Source organism: Pseudomonas sp. LAMO17WK12:I10 (assembly GCF_900215185.1).
Lineage (GTDB): Bacteria > Pseudomonadota > Gammaproteobacteria > Pseudomonadales > Pseudomonadaceae > Aquipseudomonas > Aquipseudomonas chlororaphis.
In genome coordinates, this window is the sequence record NZ_OBDX01000009.1 from 51,863 (window position 1) to 73,743 (window position 21,881).

Here is a 21,881-nt window from a genome sequence, read left to right on the forward strand (position 1 = left end):
CGACCCGCTCAGGTTGTCCGGCGCGAGGGTTCCACGCCCAGTGCCTCGGCCATGCGCACGAGGTCGGCAACCGAACGCGCGCCCAGTTTCTTCATCACCTGGCCGCGATGGACTTTCACCGTCACTTCGCTCAGGTTGAGTTCCGCGGCGATCTGCTTGTTCATCAACCCCGCCACCACGAAGCGCAGGACCTCGCGCTCTCTTTGGGTCAGCGCCTCGAAGGCGCTGCGCAAGGCCGCGCCCGAGTGCTCGGCGAGCAGGCGTTCGCTGTCACGCGCCAGGGCGCTGGCGACGGCGTCGAGCATGTCCTGGTCACGAAACGGTTTGGCCAGGAAATCCACCGCGCCGGCCTTCATCGCCTTGACCGTCATGGCGATATCGCCATGGCCGGTCATGAACACGATGGGAATGCGCACGCCGTTCTTCTCCATCTGTTCCTGGAACGCCAGGCCGCTTTCGCCGCGCAGGCGCACATCGAGGATCAGGCAACCGGGCACGTCGCGCTTGGCGAAAGCGAGGAAATCCTGGGAGGATTCGAAGGTCTGCACCTGCAGGCCGATCGAGCGCAACAAGCCATCGAGCGCGAGACGCATTGATTCATCGTCATCGACCACATAGACCACCGGGTCCTTGGGAGCCTGCGGGTTGTGCGGCGGGTTGGAACTGGACCACGAGGTCATCTTGCCTCCTTAGCGGGACCGCATCACGCACAGTGTGCAGGTCAAAAAAGATAGTCCATGATCACACCCGCAGCAACGCGCCAGCCAAACGGTTAGCCGGAGCATGGCCGGGGTTTTCGGCGGTCGGTGTCGGCACGCGCGCGGTGGCACAAGGATGTGCGCCGCGAAGAAAACTAGCACGCCGGCGCGAGCCGTCACCAGGCCAGAAACCCCTGAAAAACGGCCAGCCTCGCGCGCTTGAAAACGCCCCACGCCCCCCCTATTTCGCTCGCTGCTCGAACAGGCAGGACTCCATGACAAACGCCCCCAACCGCTCGACACATCACCAGCCCTGGCCCGGCCCGCGCGAGGTGGTGTTCGTCGCCTACCCGCAAATGGGCCTGCTCGATCTCAGTGGCGCCCAGACGGTGTTCTGGGCCGCCGGCAAGGCGCTCTCCCAGCGCGGGCTGCCCGGCTACCGGCTGCGCACGGCGAGTCTCGCTGGCGGCCTGGTGTCCACCGTCGAGGGCCTGGCGGTGGACACCTGCGCATTTGCCGAGCTCGATCTCGCGGCCATCGATACCCTCGTCGTTCCCGGTGCCCCCGATATCTGCCAGACCCTGGACAGCCACGTCGAGCTGGTGGCGTGGCTGCGCCGCGAAGCGCCCACCGCGCGCCGCGTGGCCTCGGTTTGCAGCGGCGCCTTCCTGCTGGCCAAGGCCGGCCTGCTCGACGGCCGTCGCGCCGCCACCCATTGGGCCATGTGCGACACGCTGCAACAGCGCTTCCCCACCCTGGAGGTGGACGCCGACGCGATCTTCATCCAGCAGGGCACGGTGTGGACCTCGGCAGGCGTGACCGCCGGCATCGATCTGGCGCTGGCCCTGGTGGAAGCGGACTGCGGGCGCGAGGTCAGCATGCAGGCGGCCCGCGAGCTGGTGGTGTACCTCAAGCGGCCGGGTGGACAGGCGCAATACAGCACGCTGTTGCAGATGCAAGCGCAGGACAGTTCGCTATTCGACGACCTGCACCTGTGGCTGGCCGAGCACCTGAGCGACCCGGACCTGACCGTGGAGCGCCTGGCGGAACAGGCGAAGATGAGCCTGCGCAACTTCTCCCGTGTCTACAAGCAGCACACCGGGCGCACGCCCGCCAAGGCCATCGAACTGTTGCGCCTGGAGGCGGCGAAACGCCTGCTGGAAAACTCGCCGCGCAACATCGAGCAGATCGCCCGCGCCTGCGGGTTCGCCGACGAGGAGCGGCTGCGCAACACCTTCCAGCGTCACCTGTCGATTTCGCCGCGCGACTACCGCAGCCGCTTTACCCGCCAAGGCTGAAACCCCGCCCTCAGGCCACGGCCAGCACCGCCGGGTGTTCCGGCTGCCGCGCCAGATGGCGGGCGAAGCAGGCGCGCAGCCAGCACTCGCGCGGGTCTGCATGGCTGGTGCCACGCCAGGCCATGGACAGGTCCGGGCTCGACAGGGGCAGCGGCGCGTAATCGGCACGCAGCCCTTGCAGGCGGACCATCGCCTGGGCCACGTAGTCGGGCACGATGGCCAGCAGATCGCTGCTCTCCAGCAGTGCCGGCAAGGCGCTGAATTGCGGGACCGCCAGCACCACGCGGCGCCGACGACCCTGGCCTGCCAGGGCGCGGTCGACATCGTCGCTCGCCGTGCCCTGCGTCGAGACCAGCACGTGCGGGCGCCGGCAGAATTCGTCCAGCGTTACCGGTCCGGCCGCCGCGTCGGCGCGCAGCAACATCGGCTGCATGGGTCGCACACTGCGGCAACGGGCATTCGCCGGCAGGTCCTGGGCCAGGCTGATGCCCACGGAGATGTCACCGCTGATCAGCAATTGCGGCAGCTGCCACTGATCCACCCGATGCACCACCAGCGTGACGTTGGGCGCCTCGGCGCGCAGGTGCTTGATCAACCCGGGCAGCAGCGCGTACTCGACATCGTCACAGAGCCCGACATGGAAGGAGGCTTCGCTGGTACGCGGATCGAACGCCTGGCTGCAACTCAGGGCATGGGCAATGCCTTCGAGCGCGGGCGCCAGGCGCGCGTGGATTTCCTCGGCCCGGGCCGTGGGCTCCATCACCCGCCCGGTGCGGATGAACAGCGGATCATCGAACATCGACCGCAGCCGCCCCAGCGCGCCGCTGACGGAGGCCTGGCACAAGAACAGACGTTCGCCCGTCCGGGTGACGTTGCGTTCACGCATCATGGTTTCGAAGACCACCAGCAGATTGATGTCGGCATGCCGCAGATCGTTTCTGTTCATTTTGCCCACCCACCCGGTGAAGTTGGATTGGAACACTGGATTGAAACAATGGATTGAAAGAACGCCTCGTCGCAGCCGGATAAAAAGTCGGGAGCGGCGATATGGTTCCAGCGTATTCAGGTAAAGCGGGTGAGTCTTTAGTTCATGGGGTCAATGAAAACATCCCTTGGGAGCGCAAACTTATACTTGGGTATTCTGCTCTCGAACTTCCCGTGGCCAATAACATGAACAGCAAACTTCCAGCCAGGGTTTCTACACTTAGGTGGTGCTCACTTATACCTAGGTATACTTCTCCGACTCGGGCGACGGCGTATCTTGCAAGTACGGCAGGCGCCGTCACGAGTGCCCCACATGATCCAACAGACTGAACTGCGCAACAGGGCTTTCATCGCCGTTGTCGACGACGACGATTCCCTTCGCACGGCCCTGGAAGGCCTGCTACGCGCCACCGGCTACCAGGCGCGCACCTATGACGGGGCCCGCGAGTTCCTTGACTCCGACGGTCCGGCCCAGGCCCGCTGCCTGATCTGCGATATCCAGATGCCCGGGATGTGTGGCGTAGAGCTCTACGAGGCCTTGCGCGCGCGCGGCCTGCGCATCCCGGTGATCTTCATCACCGCTTACCCCGGCGAGAAGCCACGCATCACTTCCGGCATGCCCGGGGTGATCGCCTGCCTGCCCAAGCCGTTCCCTGCCGAACAGTTACTGGAGTGTGTCGAAACCGCCTTGCGACACCGGCACTGAATACCCTCGCGACGTCCCCGACCGATACCTTCGTATAACTTTATTCGACGGATGCGTAATGCCCGCACACCGATGGAGAAGTGCGCCTCGAAGTTCACTCCCCTAGCATGAAATCCACAGCGGAAGAGTGGCAACAGAACAACACCGCTTGTAGGGCGCGGCGATCATTAGTCGTCACGCCGAACTTGCAGTCCTGCTGCAAGTTTCATTCATCCATTCGAGTCAGGAGCACATCATGAAACAGCAACTTCTGGTTATTGGCGCGGGGTTTGGCGGCCTGTGGAGTGCCTTGAGCGCCGCTCGCCTGCTGGACATGCACGACCGCCAGGATGTGGAGATCACCCTGCTGGCGCCGCAAGCCGAACTGCGCATTCGCCCGCGCTTCTACGAGCCCGATGTGCACAGCATGTTCGCCCCGCTGGACGCCCTGCTCAACGCGGTGAACGTGCGCTTCGTCAAAGGTATCGCCGAGCGCATCGACGAGCAGGCCGGTCGGGTCGGCTATCGCGACGAGGCCGGGCGCCCCGCCGAACTGGCCTATGACAGGCTGGTGCTGGCCTCCGGCAGCCAGCTGTCGCGCCCACCGGTGCCGGGCCTGAACGAGCACGCCTTCAACGTCGACCAGATCGAATCCGCCGCGCGCCTGGAACGTCACCTGATGTCGCTCGGCAACCAACCGGCCAGCCGCGCCCGCAACACCGTAGTGATCGCCGGCGGCGGCTTCACCGGCATCGAGACCGCCACCGAAATGCCCGCCCGCCTGCGGGCCGTGCTGGGCGCGGAGCAGGACATACGTGTGGTGATCGTCGATCGCGGTGAGCGCATTGCCGCCGCCATGGGCGACGGTATTCGCCCTTCCATCGTCGAAGCCTGCGAGGCGCTGGGCATCGAGTGGATCACCGGGGCAACGGTGGCCTCGGTGGACGCCAACGGCGTCACCCTCGCCGACGGCCGGCACATCGAGAGCAACACGGTGATCTGGACCGTCGGGTTCCGCGCCAGCCCCCTCACCGAGCAGCTCACTGGCGAGCGCGACGGCCAGGGCCGTCTGCACGTTGACGGCCACCTGAAGGTCCGTGGCCAGGCCAAGGTGTTCGCCGCAGGCGATGTGGCCTACGCGGCCACCGACGATATCGGCAATTTCGCCGTGATGTCCTGCCAGCACGCGATCAGCCTGGGCCGCCACGCCGGCAACAACGCGGCCGCCGACCTGCTGGGCGTCCCCGCGACCCTCTACCGCCAGCCCAAGTACGTGACCTGCCTGGACCTGGGCGCCTGGGGCGCGGTGTACACCGAAGGCTGGGATCGTCAGCTGAAGCTGGTGAAGGCAGAAGCCAAGGAGCTCAAGACCCAGATCAACACCCTGTGGATCTACCCGCCAGCCGCCGACCGGCGCACCGCCCTGGCCGCGGCCGACCCGCTGATCCCGGTGGCCTGAGCACTTTGCGCGCTTTCCCTGCCGTCGTTAGAGCGGCATTCGCCTGATGTATCCGACCCAAGCAATAGGAGAACGAACATGACCCTGCCTCTGAAATCATTCCAGCAGGATGGCGCCCGGCAGTACGCGGCCGCCGAAGAACTGGTGCCCTCGCGCTACGCGCTGCGACTCGGCGAGATCGACGTACTGGTGGTCAGCGATGGCGTGCTGCCGCTGCCGACCGAGACCATGTCCACCAACGCCGACCCGGCCGCCCGCGCGGCCTGGTTCAAGGACATGTACCTGGGGCCGGACATGTTCGACTGGGCCCTGAACGTGCTGGTGGTGCGCAGCGGCGAGCAGACCATCCTGGTCGACGCCGGGCTGGGCGGCCAGTTCCCCGGGTTCCCGCGGGCCGGGCAGTTCCCCAAGCGCCTGGAAGCCGCCGGAATCGACCTCGGGTCTATCACCGACGTGGTGATCACCCACATGCACATGGACCATATCGGTGGGTTGCTCGTCGATGAGGTGAAGAACCGCCTGCGGCCCGACGTGCGCATCCATGTCACCGCCACCGAAGTCGACTTCTGGACCACCCCCGACTTCACCCACACCGCGATGCCACAACCCGTGCCGGATGTCCTGCGCAGGACCGCCAACCAGTTCATGGAGCACTACCGCAGCAAGCTGCGCATTTTCGAGGATGAGCATGAGGTCGCGCCGGGCGTGGTCGCCAAACTTACCGGCGGGCACACTCCCGGGCATTGCGTGGTCTACGTCAACTCCGGCGGCGAGCGCCTGACCTTCGCCGGTGACGCCCTGTTCCCGGTGGCCTTCGACCATCCCGACTGGCACAACGGCTTCGAGCATGACCCCGAGGAATCGGTTCGTGTAAGGGTCCGCCTGCTACAGGAAGCGGCGGCGAGCGGCGAGCTGTTCGTCGCCACTCACCTGCCCTTCCCCTCGGTCGGCCGAGTGGCGGTCGACGGTGATGCGTTCCGTTGGATTGCCGCCTTCTGGGACTATTGAGCGCCCGTGGGTATCAGGCCTGTGCCCCGTCCAAGCCCTCCCGTATTCGCGGGAAGGCGGACCAGGCGCAGGTCTCCTCAGAACCGTGCATGAGCGGTGCTTCGACCGGTTGAGTCCACAGCCAGGAGCGGTCAGTCGCTCAAAACACTTAAAAACCACTGATTGCCAAAGTCATCAGGCTCCGAAAAAAGCTCACTCGGTCGAAGGGACGGATGCTTTGCTGCCCAAGCGGATGAGTTCATTGGAGAAACACAGGCCGACGATGATCAGTGCCGCTCCCGCGTACAGGCTTTCGCGCGGTACTTCATTGAGCACCACAAACGCCAGCAGCGCGGCGAACAGTGGCTCGGTCAGCTCCAGCGCTTGCACTTGGGATGGCTTGAGATACTCGATGGCCTTGGTGGTGCAGAAGAACCCCAGGATCGTCGGCAGCGTGGCCAGCGCCAGCAGCGCGGCGATCGCCAGCGGCGACAGCTCGCCTATCGCGAAACCATCGGCCGCCGCCGGCATCAGCAGGTACAGGCTGCCAAAGAACAACAATTGTCGGGTGAAGTGCAGCCCCCCCGACACCCCCATACGCTTCATGGCAACCGAAAAGGCCCCATAGCCGCAGCCGGCCATGGAGGCGAGCGCAGCACCTTGCAGGGTAAAGCCCTGCTGCAGGTCGCCGCCGAAGATCACCGAGATCCCAGCGATAGCCAGTGCGGCGCCAACGGTAGCGTTCGCGGTGATGGCATCCTTGAGGAAAACGCGCCCCAGAATGATCGAGGAAATCGAGGCACTGGCCATCAGCACCACCACCACACCTGCCGCAGCGTAGTGTCGATAGGCGGACGTTTCGAAATGGAACAGCACAAAGATGCCAAGGAATGCGCAGATAGCCGCCTGAGCCCACTTGGTCGACGTCGACGGGCGCTTGAGGAAAAACAGCAAGATCGAGAGAAGCAGGCAACCCAGTACGGTCTTGATGACAGCGACACTGCTAGCGGTAAAACCATTACTCATGAGAACTTTGCTGAGTACACCGATCGTTGCGTTCAGTGCCGCAGCGGAGAGTGCAAATATGACGCCTTTGCTGAAAGTAGATGGCATTGATAACGATCCCTGTCGCTGAATTGTCGTTCGATAGAATGCCGCCCTACATCGACGGCGCAAAGTTTGAGGATACGAAGATCCACCACACCAAGTATTTATTGAGGCATCAGCTGGATCGCCCAGTAGGGGGCTGTCGGCCTCTTGAAGTTTCCGTACGAAATGGCGGAAAAAAGTGGGTGGATCAGGTTCACTCCCCTGGGAGAAGTCAGAGGGCCTGGCCCTTGGCTAGGCAATATGAGTTGACGAACGTCGCAGTGTGCTGCAAGGACTGGCGTATATCCGGTTTGGCTATTCCATGCCTGTTGGCAAATTGCTCGGCCGCGACCGTATCAAAACGCGTGGTCTGGATAAAGTCCAAGGCTTCGGGTTTTGTGTTCAAAAACCGCGCGACGGGAGCAATACTCAGTAGCAACTTCAGCAATCGCAGTGGAATGTAATGCTTGGGGGACTTTAAGCCCAGAGGTTGTGCCGCCTGTACCAGGAGTTCTCGCAAGTTGGGAGTCTGGTCATCAAGCGCCAGCAGTTCCTGGCCCACCATGGCAGGATCGAAAGCACACACCGCCACCAGCTCAACCAGGTAATCCACGGTGACCAGCGGCAGCCAGTGCTCGGCGGTACCGGGCACTGCCGTCAGCTTTCCCTGCACAAGGTTGCGTATCAGCGCCACCAACGGCTGACCGTCAAGGATATGCCCCGTGCGGCTGTGGCCACAGACCGTCGCAGGGTGGACAACGGTCATCTCCCCGCCCTTGGCGGACATGACCTCCAGGGTCGCAAAATGCGCCTCCAGCTTGCTCCCCTCGTAACCACCGACCTGTCGGTAGACGGCAGGCCAATTCGTCCGCTGCGGATAACGAGGATCAATTCCGATGCGTTGCAGATGCTCATGATTTTTCAGCATGTAGCCGCCGATCATCACTAACCGGCTTTTTTGCTCAGCCGCCAACAGCGCCACGCGCTTTGCCCCTTCCACATTCACCGCACGAGACTGCTCCACTGAAAGCCCCCATGCGAAGTGGGCGCCCAGGTGGAATATGACTCTGGCGTGCCTTAGCACTTCTCGGTCAGCAAGACTCAGCCCGAGGTTGTCCTGTTCCAGATCGCCAGCTACGGCAAATACCCGGGTTGCGCACCCTCCCAAATTATCGACTTGCTCGCGCAGTGCAGCCAGTCGCTCCGGGCGACGCATCAACACCCGAACTGTGTGACCTTTGGCACTCAGGTACGCCACCAGATGTTGACCGATGAAGCCGGTACCCCCGGTGACAAAACACTCCACGCTCATTTCCCTGTTCCTTGTTTAAGGTGAGAAATCGAGCGTAAACTATCGACCCAACTCTATGGTCAAGCGGTGTTTTCATGAAGATCGGCGAACTCGAAGCCCGCAGCGGCGCCAGCCGCCATACGCTGCGTTACTACGAGCAAATCGGCCTGATCTCACCGCTGCGGCAAACTAACAACTATCGCGTTTACACAATGCAAACTCTGCAGGACCTGGACTTTATCCAGCGCGCGCAAAGCATGGGGTTTTCCCTGGGGGAAATAGGCGAGATTCTGGATGCGCAGCGCAACAAGCTGATCGATTGTGCTGACGGCGCCAAGCTAATTGAAAAGAAGATGGCAGAAATCAAACAGAAAATCGCCAACCTCCAAGGCATCTATCGGTATCTGGATGAAGAGCGTGCAACCCTCGAAGCCAGTGCTGCCAAGCAACTTGAGCTTCAGCAGTTGAACAACGCTTCCAACTGAACGGTCAGCCTCTGGGACACGGAAGTTGCAGCCTGCTTCCAGTTTACCGCGCTCAAGCCAGCAACTCGCTGATCCACCGGGCCTGCCGGACGATGTCCTGGACCTTCTCCTCGGGCACGGCCTGCCGCGCCCGGGCGAAGTGGGCCAAGGTCTTGTGTTTCAGGCGCAGCATGCGTTGCCATTTAGCCAGGAAGGCCGGGCTGCGGGCCTGCAGTTGGAGCGGGCCGAAGTACAGTTCCTCGGCGGTGTAGCTCACCGGCCCGGCGCGCTCGGCGACGATGATTTCGTAGAAAAAGCGGTTTTCCCGCAGCACTTCCTCGTCGAGGATGCGGTAGCCATGCTCCATCAGCCATTGGCGCAGGGGCTGCTCGCCGCCGTTGGGCTGCAGGATCAGGCGTTCCTGGCCATTCAGGCGCGCCTTGCCGCTGTCGAGGATGTCGCGGATGGTCTCGCCGCCCATGCCGCAAAGGCTGATTGCCGTGATTCCGTCTTCCGGCTCGATCGCCGCCAGGCCGTTGGCCAGGCGCACGCTGATGCCCGACTCCAGGGCGTTTTCACGCACGCTGCGCTGGGCCGCGTGGAACGGCGTCACCGCCACCTCGCCGGCCACCGCCGCGGCGATGAGGCCCCGGCGCAGCAACGCCACCGGCAGGTAGCCGTGGTCCGAGCCGATATCGGCCAGGCGCGCACCCACTGGCACATGCGCCGCCACGCGCTCCAGGCGCATGGACAATGTCTGTTGGTTCAACTGCCGCCCCTTTTCACCACGAACCTCCGGCGCCTTTGGCCGGATCAGGGCGCGATTCTGTCGGGCAATGCCGTGCATTTCAAATTTATGCGACCGGCCCCCTGGTTCGCCCCGCCCCGCCGCTCGCGTATCGGCGCCAAGGCAAGCCGGGGCAAAAGCCACTTTTGCCTCGAGCTTTGCGCAGCCCGGGAGGCGGGAATGGGACGCCCCAGCCCTTCTGCCCATCCCCTATGTATCGCAGTGTGTCTACATCACCTCCCGCTACATAAGCTTGCATCCGCCCCGGGATTCGGACACAGGCCAGATACGTCGCAGCCGTCAAATGCAACCCAGGTTGAAGGGGATCGGCCAGATCCTCACCCCCGGCTTGCAATCCAATGGAGAGATCAGCATGAAGATGACACTGCGCAACCACACAATCGGCGCGTCGGTCCTGGCCCTCACCCTGTTCGGCATCCTCGGCACGGCCCAGGCGCAGACGAACACGGCGGCGCAAGCCGACGCGGGTAGCACCGGCACCACTTATGCCGCCCCCTCGCCTTTCGGCCCGTTGAAGCATGTCAACGCCGGGCTGCTGGACGTGGCATACGCCGAAACCGGCCCGACCGATGGCCCGGTGGTGATTCTGCTGCACGGCTGGCCGTACGACATTCACAGCTTTGATGAGGTCGCGCCCTTGCTGGCCGCCAAGGGTTATCGGGTGCTGATGCCCTATGCCCGCGGCTATGGCGATACCCGTTTCCTGTCGGCGAAAACCCTGCGCAATGGCCAACCGGCCGCGCTGGCCAGTGACGTCATCGACTTCATGGATGCGCTGAAGATCAAGCAAGCGGTGCTTGGCGGTTATGACTGGGGCGCGCGTTCGGCGGACATCGTCTCGGCGCTGTGGCCGGAGCGGGTCAAGGCGCTGGTGTCGGTCAGCGGCTACCTGATCGGCAACCAGGCGGCCGGCCAGAATCCGCTACCGCCCAAGGCGGAATTGCAGTGGTGGTACCAGTTCTATTTCGCCACCGATCGCGGTCGCGCCGGCTATGAGAAAAACACTCACGACTTCGCCAAGCTGATCTGGCAACTGGCCTCGCCGCAATGGACGTTCGACGACGCCACCTTCGAGCGCAGCGCCAAGGCCCTGGACAACCCCGACCACGTCGACATCACGGTGTTCAACTACCGCTGGCGCCTGGGGCTGGTTCAAGGCGAAAGCCGCTACGCCACCCTGGAGCAGAAACTGGCCACGGCCCCAACCATCAGCGTGCCGACCATCACCCTCGAAGGCGATGCCAACGGCGCGCCGCACCCGAACCCCGCGGATTACGCCAAGCGCTTCACCGGCAAATACCAGTTCCGCCTGATCAGCGGCGGCATCGGCCACAATCTGCCGCAGGAAGACCCGCGGGCATTCGCCCAGGCGGTGATCGATGCGGATCGTCTTTGACCAGGGTTCTGCTGCCAGCCCCCCGCCATGAAGGGGCTGGCGTTTTGCTCTAGGCTACAGAATGCTGGATACCCTCTTGACCCACATGCCACAGCAAGGAGCGCTGCTCATGTCCGCTTTCCAGAACGCACAGACGATCGATGGTTTCACCATGAAACTGTGGCGCGGCGAACGCATGTGTCTGATCGGTTTCGATGTCGAGAGTCCTCCCGCGGACCTCGTGGGCTTTGCCATCGAATGCAGGTTCCCCGGCACCGACGCGTTCAAGCCCCTGCTCAACCGCATCGCCTTTGCCTACGACGAGCCCACCCACAGCGCGGTCGATGGCCAGCGCAAGTTTTCCTCGCTGGAAGCGCCCTTCCAGAAGTTTCGCTGGGTTCACGTTCCCCATGAGGTCGAGCAAGGCACCTTCACCTACCGGGGCCGGATGATGCACATGGCCAATGACGGCCAGCTGGTTCCCGGCACGGCCATCGAACTGGCGATCGACCTCGACCCCATCAGCTACGAAGGCATCCTCGACATTGGTTTCACCCGGGGCTTCACCTCCTCGCAGGCCTTCCGCGACCGGGTACCCGCGGGCGTCAAGGTCGATGTGTATGGCAAGAGCCTGATTCCATCGAAAACCAAGGACGGGCTCGACCACCCGAAGACCGAGACAGCCATGTACCAATGGCTCGGCTTCGAGGCGGTGTCGATGATTTTCGCGGTGCTGGATGAAGTCCTGCGGCAGCCGGGCACCACCCTCGATGTCTTCGCCTACGACTTCAACGAACCGGACATCCTCGCCAGACTGGAGGCGCTGGGTAGTCGCCTGCGCATCATTATCGACGACGCCGGCGATCACGCCGCCCCCGACAGCTGCGAGACCCGGGCCGCCAGCCGCCTGGTGGACTCGGCCGGCGCGGACCGGGTTCGACGCAGTCATTTCCATGGCCTGCAGCATCACAAGGTGCTGATCGCCCGGCGCAACGGTAAGCCTTACCAGGTGCTGTGCGGCTCCACCAACTTCAGCTTCCGCGGCTGTTATGTGCAGAACAACAATGCACTGTTGTTCAAGCATCTCGAGGTAGCGGACCTGTTCGGCCGGGTCTTCGACGCCAGCTTCAGCGATCCGAAAAACTTCGAGGCCAGCGACCTGGCGCAGAAATGGCACGTGATCGAAACCGGCACCGCGACGACCGCCGGCCCGCGCCTGCATTTCTGTTTCTCGCCACACAGCGGCAGCGACCTGTCGCTCAGCCCGATCGGCGGCGCGATCGACCAGGCCAGCCGCTCGGTGCTGTTCAACATCGCCTTCCTCAATCAGATCACCAGCGGCCCCCTGTACGAGTCGATCAGCCGCCTCTACAAGCGTCCGGTGTTCAACTATGGCGTGACCGACAAGGCCTCGGGCATGGATGTGATCAAGCCCGATGGCACATCGGCCGAGGTGGATTTCGCCTATCTCGCCAAGTACGCACCGGAGCCTTTTCGCAGCGAGTGGTCCGGCGGCACCGGCATTTCCGTGCACAACAAGTTTGTCGTCACCGATTTCAACCTGCCGAGCGCCAAGGTCTTCACCGGTTCCTCGAACCTGTCGGTCTCGGGGGAAGAAAAAAACGGCGATCACCTGATCCTGATCGAGGACCAGAAAATCGCCGTGGTCTATGCCATCCAGGCCCTGCTGATATTCGATCACCTGCACTTTCGCAGCGTGATGCAAAAAGCCTTCACCAGCGCCGATGAGACCCAGGGGAGACAGCCACCGCCACTGGTGCTGAAAAGACCCACGGCGATCTCGGGCCAGCCCGCCTGGTTCGAGGCGTACTACGCCGCAGGCTCGCAGAAACAGGGCGACCGGCAGTTGTTCTCTCACTAAGGGCGCGAACTGTCGAAAGGCGCCAGGAAGGCCTCATGTCCTGCTGGCGCCTGTGCGGGTCAGACCGAGAAGATCATGCAGCCGATCGAACCGGCCTCGTTGTAGATGGCGTGGCCGCTGTTCTCCACCGTGAAACCGTGCAACATGTGCTTGGCCTCGTCGCTATAGGCCAGGGCAACCACCCAGCGGGCCTCGACCGGCTCGGTGTATTTGGCGATTTTCACAATATCCTTGCGGGCTTTCGCCAGCAGTTTGTCGCCGGCGTTGGTGGCGCTCTCGACTTTCACCTCGATGGCATAGCTCTTGACCCCCTGGCTGGCCAGTACATCCAGACGCCGGGTCTCGTTCGGCTCTGGGTAAGGCACTTCGCGAGCGACCCCCAGGCGGGCTGTGCGTAGCAGGATCAGAAACTCGACCTGGAACCAGACTTCCCAGGCCGCGCCGGTACTGATGGCGGCCTCGATGCGCGAGTGGTCACTGAGGATGATGTGGCTGAGTTCGGTGTTTTTCATCGGGCGTTCCCTCTAATGGTTGGTAGAGAGAGGAACGAACCGACGGCACCGTTGTGAATGTCGAGGGCGAATCTGGATCGACGGCATAAGCCGCCAGCCGGAACGTCCCGACTGCGCGGGGTATCGACAGCCCCGCATCAAGCCAGGATCAGCCCGCGGAAAAAAAACGCTACAAGGACGGCTCGAATACCCCCGCCTCTTCCAGCATCTCCACCAACGCTTGCGGCCAGACGATGGCCTCGGTGGATCGCAGATCATCGGCGGACCACCAATGATGATCGGCCATTACCTGGGCCTCGGCCGAGGTCCAGCCTGCACGAGAGAGCGGCTGGTCTGGCGCATGCACCACAAAATACTGCTCGACAGAGGTCACCCACTCGCCACAGGGCAACTGCATGGGGAACCGGCGACCGGCCACCGGCTCTCCCACCGCGCAGACCTGAATACCGGTTTCCTCGTGCAATTCACGAATCGCCGCGACCTGGAAGGTTTCGTCCCCTTCAAGCCCGCCACCGGGCGTGGCCCAATAGTCATCCCCCGCCAGCGCCCCTTCCTTGTGCAGGAACCGGAACAGCAGGACCTTTCGCGAAGGGTTGATGACCAGCAATCTTGCCGATTTTCGTTCACGCATCGGTATCTCCCTGAAGTGTTGTTCTGATGTATGCGTCGACGCGTCTCACAGCGCTAGCGAGCAGGCCTGAATCAGCCGCTTCATCACCGGGTCGAGGTCAGGCGCTGGACGTTGGGCAGCTTGGACAGGCGGTCATCATAAAGCAGCTGGAAGGCCGGCAGGTCACGGGTGATGAGGTGCAGCCTCGGGAAGGCCAGACCCGCGGCCTGGTGCCAGGGCCGAAGGAACGGGAAATCCTGATGCGCCTGCTGGCCGAGGGCGACCCTGCCAATGGCGCGGCGGGGGCGGGGGAATGATGGGCATTGGGCGAACCGCGCGGCGGGCTCGCCCGTATCGATGTTCGGCCCGGGCTCACTCTTGCCGGATAATATCGACCGAGATCTCCCGCGCCGGAATCGGCCCTTTGTTCTCAAGCCAGTGCGTGGTGTCCCGGTCCTCGGGCCACCCCACTCCCGGGCCATAGTCCGTGTCGCCGCCCTCGCGATGGTCAGTGATGGTGCCTTCCAGTATGTAGACGACGCCAGGCCGGTCTTTATGGTTGTGGATCGGCCCGAATACGCCTCCAGGCTCGATGGTCACCAGGCGCATTCTGAGTTGGCGCCCGGCCATGCCCTCGATTTCGGGACCCAGGTCAATGGTTGCCAGTACCTGCACTGCAACCCCTTTGGTTTCCGGTGCTACCTGTTCATTGCTCATGCTGCTCTCCTCCCTGTACCTACAGGGCTTCACTAGCAGTAGACACCCCGAAAAGGCGAGCGCTGCCGACAGGCGACAAAGGGTCGGAAGCGGCTTTTCATGACAGGACCGGAAGCGGGTGTTCAATGGGGACCAGGATGGATCGACATCCCGCTCTCGGCTTCAGGCCCCACACTGGCAACACACACTCCATTCCCGGTGCAGTCGCCCCCGCTATTCGCCTTTAACTGGCGATGCAAAACCTGCACAATCGCCGGCTTTTTTCGCGACAGGAAGCGCCCATGCAACGGATTGTAATTCTGGGTAATGCCGGGAGCGGCAAATCCACCCTCGCCCGTGCCCTCGGCAAGCGCCGGAATCTGCCTGTGGTCCACCTGGACACGCTGTTCTGGGAACCCGGTTGGGTCGAACCCGACGCCGAGCAGTTCCGCGAACGGGTCCGCGCGGCGCTCGCACCGGCTGCCTGGGTGTGTGAAGGCAACTATGCCCGGCGCACCTTCGACCTTCGCCTGCCCCGTGCCGACCTGATCATCTGGCTCGATACGCCACGGCTCACCTGTTTCACCCGGGTGATCATACGCAGCCTCCTGAACCGTCCCCGGCCTGACCTTGCCGCAGGCTGCACGGAAAAGCTCAACCGGGCGTTCCTGACCTTCCTGCGTTTCGTCTGGACTTTCGATCGCGACTATCGCCCAGGGATCGAAGCGGTGCGCCTGACCATAGGCCCGCAGATTCCCACGCTGCACTTGCGCGGTGCCCGGCAGATTGCCGCGTTTCTCGACAGCTTGCCGGCGACGCCCGAAGCCTGCCTTGAATGAATGCAGGGTCGCCTTCCCGGCACAACGTCCGCTTTGGGCTGGGGATTCAACCGATCCGAAAGATTGCACCGGCGCTGAAACTGCTCCAGCGGTTTTTTTGTTGAGCTGCGGCAGCTCTCGTATCACGAGCCTACAAACTGTCTTCTTTGTCGATGGATGACTGAAGAAACTCTGCTATCAGCGATGCAACCTGCTGTTGAATCACCTCACGCGAGCGAGCGCTGTCGCCATCCCGGCAAATGATGCCATCGCCTGGTACGTCTTCTTCGAGCATGAGCTCCGCGCCAGGTTTGCATACCGACAAGAAGCTGAAATGGCTTGCGTCGCTGATTTCGACGTAGCGGCTTGACGCCGGAGGCAGGCGTTTGGCCAGGTTGGCAGACTCCAACTCAGCGGGAAGGTCGTGCGATGGTGCGCCGGCAGCGATCACCAGCGCTGGTACCGGCAGCGCGGCCAGGCTTTCATCGGTCAGCCCCCGTGAAAAACCCAAGTCCAATGCAACCACGGCAGTGACGCGTTTATCGCGCAAATCGGCGGCCAACGCGGCCTTTGACTCCGAGGTTCTTGCGGGTTTTATCTTTCCATAGTTGGTGCAACTTGATAACTGCGGGTGGGCTTTGCACTCCTGGGCGAAGCGGTCTGGATCGAAACGAGCACCGGCGATCTCCAGGGCGGTCCAGCCGCCCAGTGAATGACCCACTACCGCAATTCGGTCATTGGCGACCGAGCCGAACTTTTCAGGTTGAGTCGTGACCCTGTCAATGACTCGGCGCAAATCGACGGGCCGCTGCCATAACTGCGCCGCGGCTTGAGGGCTAAGGTCATGAGTGGTGGTGCCAGGGTGATTGAGTGCGGCGACGATGTAACCCCTGTGAGCCAGGGCACTGGCAAGCCAGATCTGGTTGTTCCAGTTACCTCTGTACCCGTGGGAGAGCACCAACAATGGATGCTTGCCAGCAGCGGGCGGCGCGTCACGAACGGCAGGAGCCCCGACGAACACCACATCATCGCCAATCATCTGCGTGGCTGCGGTAGTTGCGCTGGGGTACCAGACGACCATCTCCAGCGCGCGCCCATTGTGCGAGTCCGCCAGTATGGAAGTTTGGAAGCCGACAGGGGTCTCGTCAGCGAGTGCGGTAGTAGCCAGCCAGGTCAACAACAGGGCGCCGAAAGCTATTTTCAATGTCGTTTCTTCCTTGAATGAGACAAGTGCGCAGCAACCTGAATCCGCCATCAGGCGCATCCACCTCCGTACGGAGTCGAAGCAATGTGGCTGCATTTAAGCACGAGCATTAAAGCCCACACTCGAACCGCCGTGCATAGTTTTCATCGTTAACGCTGTTCGCGGCCTTTGGTGAGAAGGTTGAACGTCCGCTTTAGGCTGTGGATCCAACCGTTCGACATCCCCAGCACCGACTGCTTAAATGGGCGCCCTTCCGTTCAAGGTGCGCCCTTAAATGACTGACACCTTCCAGGGCAGCTGCCTTTGCGGCGCCGTCGAATACCAGCTCTCGTCCCGCCCCAAGGCACTTTCCCACTGCCATTGCAGCCAGTGCCGGAAAAGCCATGGGGCGGCATTCGCCAGCTATGGCAGTGTGTTGCGCAGCGATCTGCGCATCGTTCAGGGTGCCGAGAGCCTCCAGTCCTATCGATCCTCCGAATCGGTGCTGCGCCAGTTTTGCGGCCAGTGCGGTTCGTCACTGTTCTGGTCCAGGGACCAGGGCGAACACGCCGACTGGATCTCGATCGCCCTGGGCACCCTGGATACGCCCTTCACCGCCGATAAACAGAAACACATTCAGGTGGCGTTCAAGGCAGCGTGGTACGAAATCCAGGATCATTGGTCGCAACACCCATGACGGCAACAAGGCAAAAACGGATGGCAACCGACGTAAGGCACGGCCAAACGCACCCACTCCGCCAGACGGCTCCAAGGCCAGGCGCGATACCCTCTAAGCTGAATAGAGCAGCACTGCAAACACGTTTCTACCGTCTTGATACAGGGGAACCGGAATGACCAGAAAAGCAGTACGCCACTACTCGTCATGGATCCTGTTTTCCCTGCTCGCCATCAACCTGGCGCTGATCGCGGGATGCTCAAGCAACGCCGCCAAGTATCGTTATTCGACCGCCAGCATCGGCTCGAACTGTTACGCCAAGGCGCTGCCCACTTCCGGCGAGGGCGGCCTGGCCTGGGGCTCCACCCTGAGCATGGCGCGCCAGAAATCCCTGAATAACTGCATCCGTTATGCCGGCCGTTCCGGCGGCACGCCCGGCACCTGCAAAGTGGTGTTGGCGGAGTGCAAAAAATAGCCGTTGAGCCGGTCATCGTGGCGCCTCGTGATCTACTGGCGTCACTCGACTCGATACCTGCTGTTGGCCAGCCCACTGGCCAGCAGGGCACTGCCCGTCTAGAAACACTCACAATCAGAGGTTCACCTTAAAAAATGGGACTCGATATTCATCTCGAGGCTGACGAGCGCCTTTCACTGAACCTACTCACTAACGTCGCGCGTACCCTGGGTGGGCTGGATCTGGTCGGCGATGACAGCTCGGTGTTCGCCCATTTCCCATCCGGCCTGTCAGTCCGCGCCAAACGCTCATTTGACGAGCAGGCTATTTATGCGGAAGACACCCGGGGGCTGTCATTTCCGGTCGTGGTTCGTTGCGACTTCAGAATCAAAGGCCCTGCCCCCGAAGACAGCTCTCCACTCGATGACCTGAAGATGTTCGTCGAGGCCATTGCCGCCGAGTCCGACGCACATTTCCTGGTGTCATTTCAGTACGAATCCCTGATGTATCGGCGGGACCAATCCGGGCTTCACGCCTCCTAGCTCATCGATGGCATTGGCCTGTGAAGGCAGTGCTCAAGCAAGGTGCCAACCTCTGCCCCCCCCATTACGGCACTCGGCACCATTCGCTCCGCGCCCAGGACTGGCAAAAGCTACGCTGGGTCATTGACCCGCACTTTTGTCTGGCTCCGGAGCGTTGCGTGGGGAGCGTTGCGGATAAGGGAGTCAAGGAAAGCATGACCGACCGCGAGCAACTCCATCGACAGGGTTACGTGCTGCTGCGCCAAGCGATCCCGGCCGAGTGGCTGGGTGAGCTGCGTGCCGTGTTCGACGCGGGCGTGATGCCGTCGAACCAATGGCCTGTGCCCCGTGGCATGGACTGGCGCCATTCGCTGCTGGACGCGGATTCGAAGGTTCAGGCGGTGTGTCGCCTGCCGCAGGTGCTGGCGGTGGTGAGCGAGTTGATCGGGGAGCGCTTCTTCCTCTCCCAGGTGGAGGGCCGCGAACCCCTTGCCGGGGGTGGTCAGCAGCAGCTGCACCGCGACCTGTCGGCCCAGCGGCCAGGCGACATAGCCAACGCCCTGGCTTTTTTCGACGACTATGGCCCCGAGAACGGCGCCACCCGTATCGTCCCCGGCAGCCATCGCCCCGGGCCGGGAGAGCCGCCACTCGACTTCACCGACGAGTCGCGGTCCGTGCAGCTTTCAGGCTCCGCCGGGGACATCCTGGTGTTCGATGTCGATCTGCTGCACGCGGGCTGCCTGAACCCAAGCGGCGCACGCCGTCGCTCGCTCCTGATCAGCTATTTTTCCGAGCCCCTCTATGCCTCGCACCTGGAAACCCTGGGCCTGCGCAATATCCGGATGGACACCACCGAGCGCTTCGATCCGTTGGATTGGATAGGACTGATACCAGAAACGCATAGGTAGACTAATTGCCCCGCCCACCGCCAAACGACCAGGCTTCTGCCTCAGTGGTGGTAATCACCACCATCACATCCTCGGCATCGATGCCTGGCGCCCGGCCCAGTCGCACTCTCGCCAGCTCGGGTCGACGAACGTCGACATCCCTCCTTCATCGCTGGCGTTTTTTCTGTCATTGGGGGGGTGTTTAACAACACTTGCCAATGGATCCATTAAAAACAAGTCAACAGCTGCAAGTCCGATAATCGCCCATAAATAAGCCTATAGCTTGAACATCATCGTTGACACTCAAACACCGCAGCCTCTCTAATGGATCCATTAAATAAAAACAATCACTCCCCTGGAGAGCCTACATGTACCCCAAGAACACTTGGTACGTTGCCTGCCCCCCCGATGAAATCGCCGACAAGCCCCTGGGCCGGCAGATCTGTGGGGAGAAGATGGTGTTTTACCGTGGGCTGGAAGGCCGGGTGGCGGCGGTCGAGGACTTCTGCCCCCATCGCGGCGCACCGCTCTCCCTGGGGTATGTGGAAAACGGCAACCTGGTGTGCGGTTATCACGGGCTGGTGATGGGCTGCGATGGCAAGACCGTGGCAATGCCCGGGCAACGGGTGCGCGGCTTCCCGTGCAACAAGACCTATGCCGTGGTCGAGCGCTACGGTTTTATCTGGGTCTGGCCCGGCGACCAGGCGCTGGCCGACCCGGCGCAGATCCATCATCTGGAATGGGCGGTCAGCGACGAGTGGGCCTACGGCGGCGGGCTGTTCCATATCGCCTGCGACTACCGGCTGATGATCGACAACCTGATGGACCTGACCCACGAAACCTACGTCCACGCCTCCAGCATCGGCCAGAAGGAAATCGACGAGGCGCCGCCGGTGACCACGGTCGAAGGCGACGAGGTGGTCACCGCGCGGCATATGGAAAACATCATGGCTCCGCCGTTCTGGCGCATGGCCCTGCGCGGCAACGGCCTGGCCGACGACGTGCCGGTGGACCGCTGGCAGATCTGCCGCTTCACCCCGCCCAGCCATGTGCTGATCGAAGTCGGCGTGGCCCACGCCGGCCAGGGCGGCTACAACGCGCCGGCGCACTCCAAGGCCTCGAGCATAGTGGTCGACTTCATCACCCCGGAGAGCGACACCTCGATCTGGTACTTCTGGGGCATGGCGCGCAACTTCAACCCGCGGGACGAGGCGCTGACCGCGAGCATTCGCGAGGGCCAGGGCAAGATTTTCAGCGAAGACCTGGAGATGCTCGAACGCCAGCAACAGAACCTGCTGGCCCACCCCACGCGCAACCTGCTCAAGCTGAATATCGACGCCGGCGGCGTGCAGTCGCGGCGGGTGCTGGAGCGCCTGATCGCCAAGGAGCGCGCCGGCGAAGCACAACTGATCGCCACGGCCACGGCCTGAGCCCTGCGCGGCACTACGCCGGTAGTGCACCCGTGCCGCGCCCTGCCCTTTACCCAGCCTTTATCCAACAAAAGAGAAACAGAAGTGACCGCCCTGGGCGGCAGCACTCGGAGGACCGACGATGATCGATGTGGTGGTGGTATCCCGTAACGACGAAGCCCAGGACATCTGCAGCTATGAACTGGCCAGTGCCGATGAGCGCCCACTACCGGGCTTCAGCGCCGGCGCGCATATCGATGTGCACCTGCCCGGCGGCTTGATCCGCCAATACTCCCTGTGCAACCACCCCGAAGAACGCCATCGCTACTTGATCGGCGTGCTCAAGGACCCAGCCTCCCGCGGCGGCTCACTGGCCATGCACGAGCAGATCCACGCCGGCACGCGGCTGCACATCAGCGAGCCACGCAACCTGTTTGCGCTGGCCCATGAAGCCCGGCGCAGCCTGCTGTTCGCCGGCGGCATCGGCATCACTCCGATCCTGTGCATGGCCGAACGCCTGGCCCACAGCGGCGCGGATTTCGAACTGCATTACTGCGCCCGCTCCAGCGAGCGTGCGGCCTTTGTCCAACGCCTGCGCAATTCCTCCTTCGCCGAGCGGGTGTTCCTGCATTTCGACCAGGAACCCGAGACAGCGCTGGACGCGGCCAAGGTCCTGGCCACGCCGCGCAACGATGTTCATGTCTATGTGTGCGGCCCCGGCGGCTTTATGGAGCACGTGCTGGACACGGCCAAGGCCGCGGGCTGGCGGGAGGACTGCCTGCACCGCGAGTACTTCGCCGCCGCCCCCGTCGATACTCGCGCCGATGGCAGCTTCTCGGTCAAGGTCGCCAGCAGCGGCCAGGTCTTCGAAGTGCCCGCCGACCAGAGCGTGGTGCAGGTCCTGGAAAGCCATGGCATCGACATTGCCATGTCCTGCGAACAAGGGATTTGCGGCACCTGCCTGACCCGGGTGCTGGAGGGCGTGCCGGAACACCGCGACCTGTTCCTCACCGAGGACGAACAGGCGCGCAACGACCAGTTCACCCCCTGCTGCTCACGCTCGAAAACGCCGCTGCTGGTGCTGGATATCTGAAG

The 21,881-nt window shown here is 62.7% G+C and carries 23 protein-coding genes and 2 pseudogenes; 14 read left to right on the forward strand and 11 right to left on the reverse strand.

Annotated elements, in window-relative coordinates; translation table 11 throughout:
- Positions 1-8: 8 nt before the first annotated feature.
- On the reverse strand, positions 9-680 hold the full coding sequence (locus CRO75_RS12295) for a response regulator transcription factor (RefSeq protein WP_097135593.1): 672 nt from the start codon (positions 678-680) through the stop codon (positions 9-11).
- 293 nt (positions 681-973) lie between these two features.
- On the opposite strand from CRO75_RS12295, the gene CRO75_RS12300 reads away from it, so the two are divergent.
- A complete protein-coding gene (locus CRO75_RS12300; RefSeq protein WP_164485838.1) occupies positions 974-1,996 on the forward strand; it encodes a GlxA family transcriptional regulator in 1,023 nt (340 codons plus the stop codon).
- Positions 1,997-2,006: 10 nt separating this feature from the next.
- On the opposite strand, the gene CRO75_RS12305 is transcribed toward CRO75_RS12300, so the two are convergent.
- On the reverse strand, positions 2,007-2,942 hold the full coding sequence (locus CRO75_RS12305) for a LysR substrate-binding domain-containing protein (protein ID WP_097135819.1): 936 nt from the start codon (positions 2,940-2,942) through the stop codon (positions 2,007-2,009).
- A 351-nt stretch (positions 2,943-3,293) separates the two neighbouring features.
- Here CRO75_RS12305 and CRO75_RS12310 point away from each other — a divergent pair, with 351 nt between their 5' ends.
- The 3 genes from CRO75_RS12310 (at position 3,294) to CRO75_RS12320 (ending at position 6,132) form a co-directional block, all read left to right on the forward strand.
- The gene (locus CRO75_RS12310) at positions 3,294-3,686 is read left to right on the forward strand and encodes a response regulator (RefSeq protein WP_097135595.1); all 393 of its coding nucleotides are present in this window, start codon (positions 3,294-3,296) and stop codon (positions 3,684-3,686) included.
- Between the two features lie 235 nt (positions 3,687-3,921).
- Positions 3,922-5,124 carry an NAD(P)/FAD-dependent oxidoreductase gene (locus tag CRO75_RS12315; RefSeq protein ID WP_097135597.1) on the forward strand — a complete coding sequence of 401 codons (1,203 nt, stop codon included), beginning with the start codon at positions 3,922-3,924 and terminating at the stop codon, positions 5,122-5,124.
- Between the two features lie 78 nt (positions 5,125-5,202).
- A complete protein-coding gene (locus CRO75_RS12320) occupies positions 5,203-6,132 on the forward strand; it encodes an MBL fold metallo-hydrolase (protein WP_097135599.1) in 930 nt (309 codons plus the stop codon).
- A 192-nt stretch (positions 6,133-6,324) separates the two neighbouring features.
- Here the strand turns inward: CRO75_RS12320 and CRO75_RS12325 are convergent, their stop codons facing one another.
- Both CRO75_RS12325 and CRO75_RS12330 read right to left on the reverse strand, forming a co-directional pair.
- Complete coding sequence (locus CRO75_RS12325) at positions 6,325-7,224, reverse strand: EamA family transporter (RefSeq protein WP_097135601.1); 900 nt, start codon at positions 7,222-7,224, stop codon at positions 6,325-6,327.
- A 208-nt stretch (positions 7,225-7,432) separates the two neighbouring features.
- Positions 7,433-8,512 carry an SDR family oxidoreductase gene (locus CRO75_RS12330; RefSeq protein WP_097135603.1) on the reverse strand — a complete coding sequence of 360 codons (1,080 nt, stop codon included), beginning with the start codon at positions 8,510-8,512 and terminating at the stop codon, positions 7,433-7,435.
- A gap of 74 nt (positions 8,513-8,586) precedes the next feature.
- Here CRO75_RS12330 and CRO75_RS12335 point away from each other — a divergent pair, with 74 nt between their 5' ends.
- Positions 8,587-8,976 (forward strand): MerR family transcriptional regulator, encoded by a 390-nt coding sequence (locus tag CRO75_RS12335; protein ID WP_097135605.1) that lies wholly within the window; start codon positions 8,587-8,589, stop codon positions 8,974-8,976.
- A 52-nt stretch (positions 8,977-9,028) separates the two neighbouring features.
- Here the strand turns inward: CRO75_RS12335 and CRO75_RS12340 are convergent, their stop codons facing one another.
- Positions 9,029-9,724, reverse strand: coding sequence for a tRNA (adenine(22)-N(1))-methyltransferase TrmK (locus CRO75_RS12340; RefSeq protein ID WP_097135822.1), 696 nt, complete (start codon positions 9,722-9,724; stop codon positions 9,029-9,031).
- Positions 9,725-10,115: 391 nt separating this feature from the next.
- Between CRO75_RS12340 and CRO75_RS12345 the strand changes: the two genes are divergently transcribed.
- Both CRO75_RS12345 and CRO75_RS12350 read left to right on the forward strand, forming a co-directional pair.
- A complete protein-coding gene (locus CRO75_RS12345; protein WP_085531229.1) occupies positions 10,116-11,159 on the forward strand; it encodes an alpha/beta hydrolase in 1,044 nt (347 codons plus the stop codon).
- A gap of 109 nt (positions 11,160-11,268) precedes the next feature.
- Entirely contained in the window at positions 11,269-13,020 is a 1,752-nt protein-coding gene (locus CRO75_RS12350) for a phospholipase D-like domain-containing protein (protein WP_097135607.1), read from the forward strand.
- 59 nt (positions 13,021-13,079) lie between these two features.
- On the opposite strand, the gene CRO75_RS12355 is transcribed toward CRO75_RS12350, so the two are convergent.
- From CRO75_RS12355 to CRO75_RS12375, 4 genes and pseudogenes are all read right to left on the reverse strand, one after another.
- Positions 13,080-13,532 carry a hypothetical protein gene (locus CRO75_RS12355; RefSeq protein WP_097135609.1) on the reverse strand — a complete coding sequence of 151 codons (453 nt, stop codon included), beginning with the start codon at positions 13,530-13,532 and terminating at the stop codon, positions 13,080-13,082.
- A 169-nt stretch (positions 13,533-13,701) separates the two neighbouring features.
- Entirely contained in the window at positions 13,702-14,163 is a 462-nt protein-coding gene (locus tag CRO75_RS12360) for an NUDIX domain-containing protein (RefSeq protein WP_097135611.1), read from the reverse strand.
- A 45-nt stretch (positions 14,164-14,208) separates the two neighbouring features.
- Positions 14,209-14,345 (reverse strand): annotated as a pseudogene (locus CRO75_RS12365) (AsnC family transcriptional regulator); the annotation flags it as partial.
- A 169-nt stretch (positions 14,346-14,514) separates the two neighbouring features.
- Complete coding sequence (locus CRO75_RS12375; protein WP_037004663.1) at positions 14,515-14,859, reverse strand: cupin domain-containing protein; 345 nt, start codon at positions 14,857-14,859, stop codon at positions 14,515-14,517.
- Positions 14,860-15,140: 281 nt separating this feature from the next.
- Here CRO75_RS12375 and CRO75_RS12380 point away from each other — a divergent pair, with 281 nt between their 5' ends.
- Positions 15,141-15,677 (forward strand): AAA family ATPase, encoded by a 537-nt coding sequence (locus CRO75_RS12380; protein WP_097135612.1) that lies wholly within the window; start codon positions 15,141-15,143, stop codon positions 15,675-15,677.
- Between the two features lie 130 nt (positions 15,678-15,807).
- Here the strand turns inward: CRO75_RS12380 and CRO75_RS12385 are convergent, their stop codons facing one another.
- Positions 15,808-16,860: an alpha/beta fold hydrolase gene (locus CRO75_RS12385; RefSeq protein WP_097135615.1), complete on the reverse strand. Its 1,053-nt coding sequence runs from the start codon at positions 16,858-16,860 to the stop codon at positions 15,808-15,810.
- A 274-nt stretch (positions 16,861-17,134) separates the two neighbouring features.
- Between CRO75_RS12385 and CRO75_RS12390 the strand changes: the two genes are divergently transcribed.
- The 4 genes from CRO75_RS12390 to CRO75_RS12405 all read left to right on the forward strand — a co-directional run bounded on the left by CRO75_RS12390 (position 17,135) and on the right by CRO75_RS12405 (position 19,398).
- The gene (locus CRO75_RS12390; protein ID WP_097135617.1) at positions 17,135-17,536 is read left to right on the forward strand and encodes a GFA family protein; all 402 of its coding nucleotides are present in this window, start codon (positions 17,135-17,137) and stop codon (positions 17,534-17,536) included.
- Positions 17,537-17,690: 154 nt separating this feature from the next.
- Positions 17,691-17,990 carry a DUF4189 domain-containing protein gene (locus CRO75_RS12395; RefSeq protein WP_097135619.1) on the forward strand — a complete coding sequence of 100 codons (300 nt, stop codon included), beginning with the start codon at positions 17,691-17,693 and terminating at the stop codon, positions 17,988-17,990.
- Between the two features lie 134 nt (positions 17,991-18,124).
- Positions 18,125-18,511 (forward strand): hypothetical protein, encoded by a 387-nt coding sequence (locus CRO75_RS12400; RefSeq protein WP_097135621.1) that lies wholly within the window; start codon positions 18,125-18,127, stop codon positions 18,509-18,511.
- Positions 18,512-18,705: 194 nt separating this feature from the next.
- Entirely contained in the window at positions 18,706-19,398 is a 693-nt protein-coding gene (locus CRO75_RS12405) for a phytanoyl-CoA dioxygenase family protein (protein ID WP_102063191.1), read from the forward strand.
- 1 nt (position 19,399) lies between these two features.
- On the opposite strand, the pseudogene CRO75_RS12410 reads toward CRO75_RS12405, so the two are convergent.
- Positions 19,400-19,501 (reverse strand): annotated as a pseudogene (locus CRO75_RS12410) (tautomerase family protein); the annotation flags it as partial.
- A 244-nt stretch (positions 19,502-19,745) separates the two neighbouring features.
- Here CRO75_RS12410 and CRO75_RS12415 point away from each other — a divergent pair.
- A complete protein-coding gene (locus tag CRO75_RS12415) occupies positions 19,746-20,807 on the forward strand; it encodes an aromatic ring-hydroxylating dioxygenase subunit alpha (RefSeq protein WP_097135623.1) in 1,062 nt (353 codons plus the stop codon).
- A gap of 121 nt (positions 20,808-20,928) precedes the next feature.
- Positions 20,929-21,879: a PDR/VanB family oxidoreductase gene (locus CRO75_RS12420; protein ID WP_097135625.1), complete on the forward strand. Its 951-nt coding sequence runs from the start codon at positions 20,929-20,931 to the stop codon at positions 21,877-21,879.
- Positions 21,880-21,881 lie beyond the last annotated feature (2 nt).

What these genes read in the sequence shown, in the direction of transcription:
- CRO75_RS12295 (WP_097135593.1), bottom strand. Translation starts at nt 680, where the DNA reads ATGACCTCGTGGTCCAGTTCCAACCCGCCGCACAACCCGCAGGCTCCC.
- CRO75_RS12300 (WP_164485838.1), top strand. Translation starts at nt 974, where the DNA reads ATGACAAACGCCCCCAACCGCTCGACACATCACCAGCCCTGGCCCGGC.
- CRO75_RS12305 (WP_097135819.1), bottom strand. Translation starts at nt 2,942, where the DNA reads ATGAACAGAAACGATCTGCGGCATGCCGACATCAATCTGCTGGTGGTC.
- CRO75_RS12310 (WP_097135595.1), top strand. Translation starts at nt 3,294, where the DNA reads ATGATCCAACAGACTGAACTGCGCAACAGGGCTTTCATCGCCGTTGTC.
- CRO75_RS12315 (WP_097135597.1), top strand. Translation starts at nt 3,922, where the DNA reads ATGAAACAGCAACTTCTGGTTATTGGCGCGGGGTTTGGCGGCCTGTGG.
- CRO75_RS12320 (WP_097135599.1), top strand. Translation starts at nt 5,203, where the DNA reads ATGACCCTGCCTCTGAAATCATTCCAGCAGGATGGCGCCCGGCAGTAC.
- CRO75_RS12325 (WP_097135601.1), bottom strand. Translation starts at nt 7,224, where the DNA reads ATGCCATCTACTTTCAGCAAAGGCGTCATATTTGCACTCTCCGCTGCG.
- CRO75_RS12330 (WP_097135603.1), bottom strand. Translation starts at nt 8,512, where the DNA reads ATGAGCGTGGAGTGTTTTGTCACCGGGGGTACCGGCTTCATCGGTCAA.
- CRO75_RS12335 (WP_097135605.1), top strand. Translation starts at nt 8,587, where the DNA reads ATGAAGATCGGCGAACTCGAAGCCCGCAGCGGCGCCAGCCGCCATACG.
- CRO75_RS12345 (WP_085531229.1), top strand. Translation starts at nt 10,116, where the DNA reads ATGAAGATGACACTGCGCAACCACACAATCGGCGCGTCGGTCCTGGCC.
- CRO75_RS12350 (WP_097135607.1), top strand. Translation starts at nt 11,269, where the DNA reads ATGTCCGCTTTCCAGAACGCACAGACGATCGATGGTTTCACCATGAAA.
- CRO75_RS12355 (WP_097135609.1), bottom strand. Translation starts at nt 13,532, where the DNA reads ATGAAAAACACCGAACTCAGCCACATCATCCTCAGTGACCACTCGCGC.
- CRO75_RS12360 (WP_097135611.1), bottom strand. Translation starts at nt 14,163, where the DNA reads ATGCGTGAACGAAAATCGGCAAGATTGCTGGTCATCAACCCTTCGCGA.
- CRO75_RS12375 (WP_037004663.1), bottom strand. Translation starts at nt 14,859, where the DNA reads ATGAGCAATGAACAGGTAGCACCGGAAACCAAAGGGGTTGCAGTGCAG.
- CRO75_RS12380 (WP_097135612.1), top strand. Translation starts at nt 15,141, where the DNA reads ATGCAACGGATTGTAATTCTGGGTAATGCCGGGAGCGGCAAATCCACC.
- CRO75_RS12390 (WP_097135617.1), top strand. Translation starts at nt 17,135, where the DNA reads ATGACTGACACCTTCCAGGGCAGCTGCCTTTGCGGCGCCGTCGAATAC.
- CRO75_RS12395 (WP_097135619.1), top strand. Translation starts at nt 17,691, where the DNA reads ATGACCAGAAAAGCAGTACGCCACTACTCGTCATGGATCCTGTTTTCC.
- CRO75_RS12400 (WP_097135621.1), top strand. Translation starts at nt 18,125, where the DNA reads ATGGGACTCGATATTCATCTCGAGGCTGACGAGCGCCTTTCACTGAAC.
- CRO75_RS12405 (WP_102063191.1), top strand. Translation starts at nt 18,706, where the DNA reads ATGACCGACCGCGAGCAACTCCATCGACAGGGTTACGTGCTGCTGCGC.
- CRO75_RS12415 (WP_097135623.1), top strand. Translation starts at nt 19,746, where the DNA reads ATGTACCCCAAGAACACTTGGTACGTTGCCTGCCCCCCCGATGAAATC.
- CRO75_RS12420 (WP_097135625.1), top strand. Translation starts at nt 20,929, where the DNA reads ATGATCGATGTGGTGGTGGTATCCCGTAACGACGAAGCCCAGGACATC.